Raw genomic sequence first — 13,440 nt, 5'->3', positions numbered from 1 at the left:
AATTTTCGTGCGAATATTCAAATTTACGTTTATCCTAAAACAAATAGTACCAACCCAATTGCTCGGGTTGGTACAGCTTTAACCTATTAAAACCATTAATCTATATTAACAGTACGTTTGAACGCGGTAGAGAAAACATCGACCCGGAATTGCTCTTGAATATTATCAACAAGATTAATCGCAACGGAACGACGTCCGGTAGCAGCCGTGTTATTTAGTAATTTGATGTAAATCTTAGCCTGTGCTTTCTTCGCGCCGGGAAATACCATTTGATATTTGCCGGCTATCGGACTAATCTTGTTTCCCGAGGCATCTACAACTTCAAAGTCTTTCCCCAATTCCGCCGGGTTATTGATTCCCTCTACACTGACTACATATTGCGCAACAGCATCGTAATTACGTTCAAATTCGGAGTAAAATTGAACAGGAAGTTCGAGTAAAGCCGTCTGCGAACGCTTAACGGTTACCGCCGAGTTATTGTTCGGCATGTAAACGATGTAGTAATGATGTTCATATTCTGGCAAACCCGCCAATACTTCCCGATCCTCTTTACAAGCAAACAGACTTGTCATCGCCAGGAAAAATAGCAACACTTGCGCAGCCTTATTTCTGATATGATTGATTTTCTTTTTCATGTTATTTCCAATTAGGGTTTTGAACTACTGCACCGCCACTTAACGAAATCTCATTCAATGGAACCGGGTATAGATAATCTTTTGCGGGGTTAAATCTACGCGTGCTTTTATCCTCAACGATCAGAATCTGGTCGGCATTTAAGTTCAAATTCTTGATATCTGCTCCAACCCAATCTGTAGCGTTGTATTTTGCGCCGAGGATATTTTGCGTCAATGCGTTTTCTGCCAGCTTCCAACGAATCAAATCGGGATAACGAAAGCCCTCAAGTGCTAACTCGACATTTCTTTCCCGTCGGATTTCCTCAAGCATGCTCAATTGATTGGCTGCTGCAAATGCATTGGAAAGTTTCACGTTCATCCCTACTCTTTTGCGCAATAGATTGATACTCTTGTCTAAATCATCGTCTGAGATGGATCCGTTCAGTTCGTATTTTGCTTCGGCATAGGTTAATAACACTTCAGCATAGCGAATCAGGATTCTATCAGTCGTTCCAGAACCAGAGGTTTGCCAATCTGGTATATTGAATCCCTTTTTGGTAGCATAAGCAGTTCTAGCGCCCAAGGTTGTCGTTGGCACCCAAGGCCCCTTGTAGGCCTGCTCTCCGTTACGAAATACCGTCAATCCAAGACGTGGGTCACGGTTATCGAGAACCGCATTATAGCTTGGCTCAGCACCTTCAGCAATGTAGAAGGTAGATCTTACAGGTCGGAGTTCATTCCGCTCGTTATAGGCTGGCAGACCATCGGTATAGAGATACTGGCGAATGAGGTTACGGGTTACCGCCACGCGACCATTTTCTAAATCGCGCGAGTAGTTGTGGGCTAAGATAACATTGGATGCATTGACACCGTAGATTTTTACTAAGATATTCTCGCTGTTCGCCGGTCCTTCACCTTCTTGATTGAATAATTTAGCGTAGTCTGAGAACAGTTGATGTCCCTGCCCCATGACATAGCTAGCTCCATCAACGGCTTGCTGTAAATGGGTCTGTGCATCAGATCCGCCATGGTACTTGGCATAAGTACCTAGAAACAGACCTATGCGTGCCTTTAGTGCTTGTGCAGCACTCTTGCTCACGCGGCCGTAGTCGGCAGCCGGAATAGACTTTGCGGTCGGAAGCCAGTCTTTTGCATAATCGAGATCCAGATAAAGCTGTTTTGCAATTTCTGCTTTAGGGGTTCTTGCCATGTTCAATTCGGGCGAATTAAAGTCTAGCGTCTTCGTTAAGAATGGAACATCGCCATAGCGCTGAAGCAGTTGGAAATAGGCATATGCACGGAAGAACTTTGCTTCCGCAAAGTATCTGTTCTTAATTCCCTCGGCTACACCCGCCTTCTCGCCTTTGATCAGGATATTGTTTGCCGTGAATATCATTTCATAGGGCTGTGACCAATCCGAACTGGTGCTGGGGATGCTCCATGCACCATTACTGATCAGGTTGACCGTTTGGTTAACATTGTCATCGCCACGATTATCCAGCTCAAAGCCTTCCAATTGTTGGTATAGGCGGTTTGCGGCAAATTTTAAATCAGATTCGGTATTCCAAAACTCCTGGTCGGAGAATGTGGTTTCCGGGAATCGGTCTAAGCTACAGCTGGCAGTCATACTTAAGGCTGCAGCAAGAGCGAAATGGGTTATAATAGAATTTAATGCTTTCATGTGACAGGAGATTATAGGGTCAGATTAAGGCCAAAAGAAACGGTACGGAAAAACGGATAGGTGGTCGCTCCTACGTTGTTAGGAACCTCCGGGTCGAAGACCTCCATTACTTTCGTGGTTTCCCATAGATCTTGTCCGGAGAAGAATACTCTCAACTTGCGGATTGCCTCTGTCTTTAATGGCAATGTATAGCCTAATTGAATATTTTTCAATCGTAGGTACGCACCGTTTTGGATCCATTTATCAGACGGGCGGTAGTTATGCGAGCTGGTTTGGTACATGCGAGGGAAAGTGGCATCCGGGTTCTCCGGCGACCAACGGTCCATATGTATAGTCCATGGCAGATCAGCAGTACCTAACATCGGTGATAAGGTTTCTGTAGAGATCACAAACACGCGCTTGGCAACTCCTTGTAGCATGGCACTGAAGTCAAATCCTTTGTATTGGAAGCCCATATTGAAGCCGTAGAAGTAACGGCCGTTTGAAGTGCCATAGTTTACTAAGTCTCCAGGACTATTTGGTGTCCCTTCGCCCGCGGAAATAACGCCATCGCCATTCACATCCAAGTATTTCACATCTCCTGCACCAGCATTGTTCGGGAAGAAAGGCGTGCTCACTTGTTGTTTATAAGCATCATATTCTTCTTTGGTTTGGAAATAACCATCTGTTTTATAACCCCATACGGTGTTCATTGGATATCCTTCCAATAAATCAACAACACCTTCGTTGATGATGTTTCGACCATCGAAGCGCACCAGTTCGTTCTGATTATCTGATAGATTGAATCCTACGGAATATCGGAACTCGTTGATTTTATCTTTCCACTTTACATCAAATTCCCATCCCCAGCTCTTTAACTCACCCACGTTGAAAAATGGTACATCTATTCCAATAATAGATGGTAAGTTCAATGCCGCCAGCATATTCTTATTGCGCTTAACGTAGTAGTCTCCCGTAAAGGAAAGGCGATTCTTAAGGATCGCTAGGTCTAGACCGATGTTGCTTTGTTGCACTACCTCCCAGGTCTTTTGTGGAGATGCTAACTGCTTCTGGAATAAGTATTGCTCGCGAACATCATTGAACACGAGATAAGGGTTGTCATTAGCACTTTCGCGCAAACCTGAAGACAACAAGGGGATATAATCGTACAATCCTAGGGAAGCGCCATTACCCAATTGCCCCCAAGATCCTCTGATCTTCAACAAGTCGAAGAAGGTTTGACCTTTCATGAATTCTTCCTGATCTAGTCGCCATGCTGCCGAGAAAGAAGGAAACATTTCCCAACGGTTCTCTGGCGCTAATCGCGAACTACCGTCATATCGAAATGATGCTTCTAATAGATAGCGCTCTTTGTAGTTATAGTTCAAACGACCGAAGTAAGATCCCATAGCCCATGTCTGGATTTCATCGCCATTGGTCTTTGTCGCTGGATTACCATAGTTTAAGCTATAGAAATCATTGGTGATCAATGACTGCGCACCGGCGATTAATTCATCCTTGCGATATTCCTCGAAGGACGTACCGCCCAGCAGGGTAAAATTATGATCTTCCGCAACCTTGAAGTTATAGGTTGCTACCGCCTGCAGATTGTTTAGGAAGCCTCTGTTTTTAGCGCGCTCTGTCGAGTTCGGGTCGTTTACTTTAGAACGGATGGTGTTTGTCGTACGGCCATACCAAATAATGGTCCGACGATCACGCTGCATATTGTAATAGTCTTGGTTTCTAGAACCTATAATATCGACGGTAAGCCCCTCTACAATATTCTTGATCTTTAAATTGGCTCTGCCCGTAAAAGATTCGTAAAGACGTCTGTAGAGCCCTCCGTTTTGCTGGATGTCGATCGGGTTGATCTGCAAGTCGCCATTGAACGGCTGCCCTGTAATATCTTCTGCTGGAACATACAGGCTTTGGCGCGTTCTACTTCTGTACATTCTGTTGATAATCTGCTGCGTTCCATAAGCATTCTGATTAACTTCAGATCCTACATAATTTGCGGCGATATCTAATTGCACGTATTTGTTTACTTCCGCCGAGAGGTTGGTGCGAAGGGTATAACGTGAGTTATCGTCGGGACCATAGCGTAGCACACCGCTACGATTATAGTATCCTCCGGAAACATTATATGTTACTTTTTCGCCACCCCCGCCTAGGGACAGGTTGTGATTATGCATATCGCTGTACTTATTCATCCCCTCCTTAATCCAGTTATTATTTCCGAAAAACTCCCAGCGATCCTGTGTTGGGTTAGGTCTGTAAGAGAAGTTCGGATTCATCAACCATTCGCGCTGCTCCTCCGTGAACTCTGGATTTCCCGTTGCATTTAATCGTGCCTCGTCGATCAATAATTGCTCATCCCAGGAGTCTAAACGCTCCGGACGACGAGCTGCGATGTTAATACCATAGTAGTTGTTGTAATTCACTACGGGCTTGCCCGCTTTTCCTTTCTTCGTCGTCACTAAGATAACGCCTCCTGCGGCTCTTGCCCCATAGATTGCCGATGCTGAAGCATCTTTAAGGACGGAGATAGACTCTACATCATCCGGATTGATTAAGTTCAGATCCATCTCGATACCATCGACTAATACCAATGCCGACATACTATTCGCGGAGCTAAATCCACGAACGCGGATACCACTACCTTCATCCCCCGGATTACCGCTACTGCGTGTTACGGCGACTCCCGGCAATACGCCCTGCAAGGCGGACGTAAGGTTTACATTCGGACGGTCGACAAGCTCTTCCCCGGCAACTTGGCTCACCGCACCGCTTAAATTAACTTTCTTTTGTGTGCCATAGCCCACCACGACAACCTCATCGAGGTTCTCTTGATTCTCAACTAAGACAACATTGATGGAAGACTGTGTTCCGACAGTGACCTCCTGAGTTTGATAACCAAGAAGCCTGAACTGTAAAACAGCGGCATTCGAGGCTTGCAAACGAAACTCCCCAGCTTCGTTTGTTGAAGTTCCTTGTTGACTGTTTTTAATGGATACACTGACATTGGCAGCAGCAGTTCCGTCTTGCAGACGTACCACTCCTTGAATAGTTCGCAGAGCTTGCGCATATGATAATTGAACAAGAAAAATAAGTCCAATTATGATACAGCAGCTCCTACTGAGGTGGATGCATGATCTCATCATAACTGATAGGTTTTAATTTGGATAAAATAAGTTCCCGAGCAGACCCGGTAAGACAAATGTCTTGATTGGTTAATATTTATGAGGGGTAGAAATTGCTCAAAGAGGGGTAGAAATTGCTTTATTTGCAATCCTACGCCTATTTCTAGAGAATCCAGATCAATGGATGCCTCATAGGCGAATTTCTACGAACTTCTAATTCACTGTAATCCAATGGTAGTTTCAACCAGGCGTTCAACAGGTCTTCACGTTGGAAATCTAATGCTCCGAACAACAGAAAAGGATGTGCGATTGGCCAATTATCCCAGTACATCACATCTTTTTCGTATGGCCATTTCGTCTTGTCAACAACATAAGGAAACATAAAATCAATCCCCTTTTCTAGGTTCTTACCATCTACGGTAATCGCTGCTGTTTGCGGATTATGCTTCTGAAGAATACGCGTGATGCCCGCAAAGATATCTAAGTTGAATAGCGAATAGCCATAAGGCTTAGTTCTTTCGATTTCCAAAGGAAAACTGCCTTTGCTAGCCATCTGATTGGGTAATATCACCTCCTGATACCGTTGAACGCAAGAGTCTAGCATCGCTTGATTGTTTGTATAGCGAGCGAAGGCTGCTGCTTGCAATAACCAACAGGAAGCATGGTTATTCTTTGTTGCCTTTTCCTCCAGACCATAAGGATGAGTATTCATCCAATTCAGATAGGATGCAAACCATTCTTCAATCGCCTTTCCGTCTTTCTCGTTGAGCTTGCCAGCAGTTTTTAAATGCTCTAGCGAGCGCGCTACTTCAACAAAGTGAATCCCATCAATTAAACCGATGCCTCGTCCGGATGCTACTCCTTTGATTGCTTGCGCATAATTCATGGAAGGATTCATGCGGGTATCCTTGTCTACAAACCATGCTTTTGCATGTGCAATAGCTCGCTGCGCATAGCGATCGTCCTTGGTCAGCAACCATCCGGATACCAGATCACTGATGATATCGCCGTATCGCATTACGAGCTCCCGATGAGCAACAAAGTTATCCGGATTGCTCATGCCATCTTTACGAATATACGGCCCATCCTTATCCGCTGCATTTGGCCACCAGTAGTCGCCTTCCGAGTAGAAGTCATTCTTAGTCCCCAAGCTACGTTCGCTAGTAGCCGAAGTAATCGTCTTGATTGGTTCCGATAAGGCATTTTCAGCAGCAGTCAGAACCTCCGGGCGAAGGCTATTGACGACAGTGCTGATCATATCTCTATCTTCACCTGTAATATTTATAAGTGTAGACTTGATGTAATCTCCTTTCACCGATACGACAGCATGCTTTCCAGTGCGCACAAAACGGATCAGCGCACGTCCATTATAAGCCTGCAAGCGACTGCTGCCATCTGATGTACCCTGATCGATGATCAGATAACCATCACCCGCGGATGCAAACTCCAAATACTCACGACTATCTAGCACAGGAACTCCCTTAGCATCTAAAAACTTAGCTTCCAACAATACTGTGTCGCCTTTGGTTTCGATAGCATTCAAACTTATGCTTGCCGGCTTACCCCATTTCTCTGTTTGGTATTCCTGAACCAGCTCGTCCGATATTACAACTTTCCCCTTCTTAGCAATCGCTTTCAGTTCATTCTTCCCCTTTTCAAACTTTACCATCCAACGAAGGCCTGCAGCAGGGAAGTCTTGTGAGTTACGTTTTTTCTTCCCAAGGCTTTTACCATTGTGAAATAGCTCGACCTCTTCCGCATTCGAATATACTTTAACCATTCTTTCCTGTCCTTCATCACCCCAACGTGTTGGCCAGCTGTGACCATAGATACGAACCATAGGTTCCTCCGTCCAATAGGATTGGAAAACATAATAGGACTCCTTCTTATTCAAGTTTCTTTCGACCACGCCCTTTTGATTCATATAAGGCACTGGATTCTCCGGACGAACCGGCGTCGTGAAATCCTTGAACGGCCAATATGCCGTACCGGTTAACCAAGGCATGGTTTCTTGTTCCTTCAGGTGCCAATCAATGAGGTTCACGATATAGCTCTCACTCCAATCGCCATCTTTTGATACTCTCGCCGGCCCGCCGAACAGCGAGGCATCGCCTGCGCGCTCATCGGCCGAAGTACTGCGCATCACTTCCGAAAGCCCCTCATCCGGTGTCTCTGAATGTCTGCGCGCATGGCTATCGCCTCCCCATTCTACATGCAGGAAGTGGTTAACACGCTCGAATTCCGTTCTACTCGCAGTTTTGTAATCGGTATATACCCCACGATACCAACCTGCCCAAATGGAAGGCGAATAGACATCTACAATATCCTTACAGAAGTCGCAACGGCGAATTGCCGTCTTTCTGGAGTCATCAAGTTTATGAGAAAGCTGATGTAGCTCGGTCATAAAGGTTCTTATCTTCTGCTGGTCGAACTCATTAAAGTCGCCAGGCCAATCATTCTCGTTTCCAAGGCCCCAAATAATAACAGATGGATGATTATAATGCTGCTCAATCATATTGGTCAGCATACGGCGAGCTTGCTCCTGATAGACAGGTCCGCCCAATCCGCCTCTACACCATGGAATCTCTTCCCAAACCAATATCCCCAGCTGGTCGCAGGCTTCCAAAACGATCCTAGACTGCTGATAATGTCCTAGTCGTATGAAGTTTACTCCCATCGCCTTCATCATCCGCATCTCTTGCCATATCTGCTCCTCGGTCATCGCTTGCCCCACGCCTGCATGATCCTCATGCCGATGCGTACCACGTAGCAATAATCGCTCTCCATTCAAATGAAATGGACCCGATGCAACAAATTCAAAAGAACGGAATCCAATATGCTCTTTTAAAATAGCTGTATCCTTTCCTACGATTGCCGAAATCTCCACACGATAAAGATTCGGCTGGTTGGGACTCCATAGATTAGGATTGGATACAGCAAGAGCGTCAAGATTGAAATTACCATCATTTGAAATCGAAACAGTTTGTTTCTTATTAATAATTTGCTTCCCTTTCGGATCAAAGATCTTTGTTTGCAAAGTCGCTTCCTTTACACCCACAGGATTCCAAAAGCGCCCTTTGAGTGTCACCTTAGCACCCTTTAAATTAGTCTCAAGGTTGATTTCCGAGAAGATATGTTTTACCGATAACTTCGGAGCGTATACTAAGTTGACATAACGATACAGCCCTCCAAACAACGTAAAGTCCGAAAGGTCTGAAGGTATCATCTCCAGATCTCGCGAGTTATCTGTTCGAATCAATACAGGCACTTTGCCATTGAAGCGCTTGGCATCTTCCGACGCTTTAAACTTGGCTACCGCATCTGTAATATCCGCATACCACTCATCATATCCACCCACATGTTCTGTCACCAACTGATCATAGACATAGACCTTACTCTTCTGTCCAGCCCCTTCGAAATGTAAAATAACACGTCCGTCGGCATAAGGATTATTAATTGAAAGGTTGGTTCTATACCATGCCGGACCCTGATAATAATTCTCATGTGGATTCACCGCATCGGTAGCATTGTAGGTATGTGGCAATTGCACTTTGGACCATATAGGTACAGACTCCGGCGCACCGGCAGGAACAGGACGATTCCCTTCCCATATCCCCCCAAGATCAGAGCGCAAAAACTCCCAATCCTTGATGAGCCGCTGACTCGTCTGAGCCTGCAGATTCCCAACAATGGAAAGCCCGATTAATAGAATAAACGATAGATAAGTTTTTCTCAGCATATTAAATAGGTTCTAAATCAGTAGAACGAAGATGCATGCTGAACGGAATTTTCAGGTGTTCATATCGGTTTAAAAGGGGGAGTATTTGTTCATAAAGCTTTACAAACAATATTTAAACCCGATAAAACGGCTATTCTACAAAAAATAAAGAGAGAGCTCTTTTTAAAAGAACTCTCTCTTCATTTTATTATTCTATGTTTAGTAATCTACTAATTCTTATGCGTGTGCTTTATCTTTCTTGCCGAATAATGCTTTGCCGACAGTCACCAAGCCTAAAGCAAGCAGACCACCAACAATTGCTGCAGCAATAGATTTAACAATGCCCGGCAGGCTAGGCAACATATGGTGCAAATAGTCGATATTATGAACGAAGATATCTCCCGATACCATCAATAAAGCAATCGTTCCGATAACGCCTAAGGATTTAATCACAAAGGGTAATAATTTCACTAGCGCATGCCCGAACTTAGCGGCAAATCCTTTATCGTTAGAACGCTTGATCAGGCTATAACCCATATCGTCCATGCGGACAATCAGCGCCACAATTCCATACACACCGACTGTTGCAATGATAGCGACTACTGAAACGGTCAGAATCTGAATCGGCAATGATTGGTCTAATACCGTTCCTAAGGCGATGATCACAATCTCTACCGACAAGATGAAGTCAGTTGTAATAGCCGATTTTATCTTCGCGTTCTCCGCAATCTCACCCTGCTCCACATTCTTTTGGATAACCTCGTGCCCCTCTTTCTTGCGATGAAACAGGTAGTGCACTATCTTTTCCACACCCTCATAAGCAAGGTAAAAACCACCGAGGATCAAGATATACTTAATCGCTATCGGGAATATGGCATTCAGAATCAAGGCAATTGGCACAATGATCAGCTTATTGATAAAAGAGCCCTTGGTGATTGCCCATAGCACCGGGATTTCTCGCGTTGCTAAGAAACCTGTTGCCTTTTCTGCATTAACAGCTAAATCGTCTCCTAAAATACCCGCCGTCTTACGTGTTGCCAACTTGCTGGCTACCGCCACGTCGTCCATTAATGCAGCGATATCATCCAATATTGCAAATATGCCTGATGCCATAGTTATTAATTATCTTTTACATTTCTAAAATAGAATTAATTTAGAAATGTTTGAAATAAAATAACAAAGGACGGTATTTATCTAGTTCAACCTGCTTACTTAAGCCCTATTCCACTTCTTGCACTTTACTTTTCCGGAACTCTTTCATAGATGCCGGCTCTCTACTTTCAAGCTCAGCAAAATCCACAACGCCTGTCTCTTTTGCCCAATTCGCATAAGCTTGTGCCAAGCGCGACACGACTTGCTCATGCTTAGCCGCTACATTTTTGGTCTCGGTTGGGTCAGTCTCCAAATCATACAGCTCACAAGTTTGCGAAGGCCAGGTCGAAACCAACTTCCACTTTCCTACCCTCGCGGCTCTATTCCCCGCTCGCTCCCAAAACAAACCTTCCTGCCGCTGCACCTGTTGGCTGTCGCTCGTAAGCAAGGGTAGCAAACTCTTACCAGCAAGCGCATTCACTTTCGTGTCTTTATAAGCTTCCGGATACTTCGCCTTCGCCAGTTCATAAAATGTAGGTGCCAAGTCGATAATATGTCCGGTTCCTTGCTTGATATTCCCCTGCTGAATTCGTCCCGGGAACCAAGCGATAAATGGCGTATTGATTCCACCTTCATACATGTAGTCTTTGAAAGCCTTAAACGGCGTGTTGCTCGCATAGGACCAATTCTTACTCTGCGATTCATACGAAGTCACTGTTCCAATAGCCCCCTTATTTCTATCAGACCCTTGATGCCAGCGAACCAAATCTTCAGCAGGTGCACCATTGTCAGAAAGGAAGACAATAAGCGTATTATCCAGTTGTCCGTTCTTTTCCAAGCGGTCTAAGAGCTCTCCGATGCTTTGATCCAAGCGATAAACCATCGCTGCGAATATTTCCATTTTCTTAGCCCAACCAGCCCGTTGTTCCCCGGTCAGTTTCTCCCAATCATACAGGTCGCGATCAGCAACCGATGGGGTCAGTCCTGCCGGTATCAAACCAATTTCCCGTTGTCTCTTTAGCCTTTGCTCCCTAAGAATCGACCAGCCCATATCATATTTACCTTTAAAACGGGCGATATCTTCCTTTGGAGCTACCAGCGGCCAATGGGGAGCCGTGTGGGCTAGGTACAGAAAGAAAGGCTCTTGTCGACTCTTGATACTATCCAAGAAACTTATAGCATTCCGTGTGATCAAGTTGGTCGAAAAGGTTGCTTGCGTTGGATAGCCCTCCGCATCTGTTTCAGGGGTTCGCAAGCCCGGGGCTCCGGAGTTTGCATTCTTATCATCGCGAGGATAGACGTAGTCAAATCCCCGTTCCCAAGGATAACTTTGTCCTTTCCCCGACACATGCCATTTACCTGAGGTTAGCGTGATGTAGCCATTCTCTTTAAGCACCTCAGCAATGGTTAAGGACTCCTTGTTCAGATAGCCTTGGTATGCCGGGAGTCCCAGGTCATTTGAAAAGTAACCGACGCCCGCCTTATGTTGATATTGTCCGGTCAACAGCGATGCTCTGGTGGGCGCACAGATGGAGTTGTTATAAAACTCGCGAAGACGAAGCCCTTCTTTCGCTAGGCGATCTAAATTAGGGGTCGGTATTTCCGACCCGTATGATCCCAGATCCGAATAACCGAGATCATCTGCCAGGATCAATATAATATTTGGTCTTTTATCTTGCGCCCATACCGATAGCGAAAGAAGAATCAGCACTGTGTTTAGGAAAATGTTCTTTCTGTTCATAATGTTAATGATTTGTCCAATCTGGATGTTGTTTCAAATTAGGGTTAAGGTTTAATTCACGTTGTGGCGTAGGAAAATGCAGATGTCGAGCAGAAGCATTATTCTTACCCGCGGCTTTCAGCTTGGCGACGTAGTAGTCCGCACCGCGCCTCACTAGGTCAAACCAACGCTGATACTCATAGACCAGCTCTTTACGTCGTTCTTCAAAAACCGCCTCCCGAAAAGCATCTTTATTAATGCTAGTCGTCAGCAAACTAGCCTTCGCGCGCCTACGTAACGCGTTCAAGGCGTCTTTTGCAATAGCAGTAGGTCCATTTAATTCATTTTCTGCCTCCGCATAGATCAACAGCACTTCCGCGTACCGGATAATGGGCAAGTTTTTCGAAGATTGGTTTTGATTGCCTATAACCGATTCATCGTAATACTTATTGAACTGCGGCGTGGGAAGGGCATAATACTTACCGTCGACTGGCGATACTTTTCCGAGCGTAAAAGTCACAGCAAGGCGTGCGTCCGTTTTTTCGAACGCCTCGTACAAGCCCCCCTGCACATGTAGTGCATCCGCATAATCGCCATTGATCCCGGGGATATCAGCAGGTGCTGAGCGCCCTGCCAGAGCATTGCCCTGATAGCCTACATTCCCCTTAAACTGCGCCGAGAAAATATGCTCCTTGCCATTCTTCTTCTCTACATGGAACACATCGGCAAAGTCCTCAAATAGCTCATAGCCCTCCTGCTCAACCACCTCTGCAGCCTTAGCTTTCGCCTTCGCATAGTCTTTCTGCGTCAAATAAACCTTTGCCAACAAGCTTTTTGCAGCACCAGAACTCGCGCGCCCTCTGTCTGTATCGCTATAAGCTTTATAATTTGGTAAAGCCTCTGCTGCCTGCAAATCAGCGATAATTTGTGTGTAGACCTGCGCCTCCGTACTTTTCGTCACCTGCAACTCCTCTTTACTTAGATTTGCTATGGGCTGCAACTGCAACGGAACATCGCCAAACCAACGCACTAAATTGAAGTAATGCAAGGCGCGCAAAAATCTCGCTTCCAATATTAAACGCTTCTGAATCGTCGCGTCGATCTTATCGGCTGGAATCTTTTCTATCGCAACGATATTAAGATTAGAAGCATTGATGGCATCATAACTTTGCTTCCATAATTGTTCCATGCGATCATTCGAAGCATCATGCGTTAAATTACTGATGGCTCTTACATGAGCATTCCGCGCACGCGGACCCGCCTCATAGTCGTCGGTTGCCATCTCTACGCCAATCTGAAACAAGCCATTATACAGGGATTGCCCCGACTCATATAGTTTTCTATAGGTTCCGGTAACCGCTGCAACAGCCTGTGCTTCGTCGAGATAGAACTGCTCATTCACGAGAATAGCACGAGGCTGCTCGTCCAACTTCGAGCAAGCAGAAGCAAGCAGGGAAAACAATAGGATAATAGGTAGATATCTTTTTCTCATGACA

General features: G+C 45.3%; 7 protein-coding genes. All 7 read right to left on the bottom strand.

Translation table 11 applies throughout. The features are described from left to right. Positions 1 to 95 precede the first annotated feature (95 nt). On the bottom strand, positions 96 to 635 hold the full coding sequence (locus tag QYC40_RS04065) for a hypothetical protein (protein ID WP_301992536.1): 540 nt from the start codon (positions 633 to 635) through the stop codon (positions 96 to 98). Between the two features lies 1 nt (position 636). Continuing rightward, positions 637 to 2,295, bottom strand: a complete 1,659-nt coding sequence (locus QYC40_RS04060) for a RagB/SusD family nutrient uptake outer membrane protein (RefSeq protein ID WP_301992535.1) — start codon at positions 2,293 to 2,295, stop codon at positions 637 to 639. Between the two features lie 11 nt (positions 2,296 to 2,306). Next, complete coding sequence (locus tag QYC40_RS04055) at positions 2,307 to 5,435, bottom strand: TonB-dependent receptor (RefSeq protein ID WP_301992533.1); 3,129 nt, start codon at positions 5,433 to 5,435, stop codon at positions 2,307 to 2,309. Positions 5,436 to 5,577: 142 nt separating this feature from the next. Then, positions 5,578 to 9,153, bottom strand: a complete 3,576-nt coding sequence (locus tag QYC40_RS04045; protein WP_367652319.1) for an alginate lyase family protein — start codon at positions 9,151 to 9,153, stop codon at positions 5,578 to 5,580. Between the two features lie 216 nt (positions 9,154 to 9,369). Next, positions 9,370 to 10,245, bottom strand: a complete 876-nt coding sequence (locus tag QYC40_RS04040; protein WP_301992532.1) for a DUF808 domain-containing protein — start codon at positions 10,243 to 10,245, stop codon at positions 9,370 to 9,372. Positions 10,246 to 10,351: 106 nt separating this feature from the next. Continuing rightward, positions 10,352 to 11,965, bottom strand: a complete 1,614-nt coding sequence (locus QYC40_RS04035; RefSeq protein WP_301992531.1) for an arylsulfatase — start codon at positions 11,963 to 11,965, stop codon at positions 10,352 to 10,354. A gap of 4 nt (positions 11,966 to 11,969) precedes the next feature. Next, the gene (locus tag QYC40_RS04030; protein WP_301992530.1) at positions 11,970 to 13,436 is read right to left on the bottom strand and encodes a RagB/SusD family nutrient uptake outer membrane protein; all 1,467 of its coding nucleotides are present in this window, start codon (positions 13,434 to 13,436) and stop codon (positions 11,970 to 11,972) included. Positions 13,437 to 13,440: the final 4 nt, after the last annotated feature.

Source organism: Sphingobacterium sp. BN32 (assembly GCF_030503615.1).
GTDB lineage: Bacteria > Bacteroidota > Bacteroidia > Sphingobacteriales > Sphingobacteriaceae > Sphingobacterium.
Note: the sequence above shows the minus strand (reverse complement) of the source record. Positions and strands in the feature narration are given on the sequence as shown.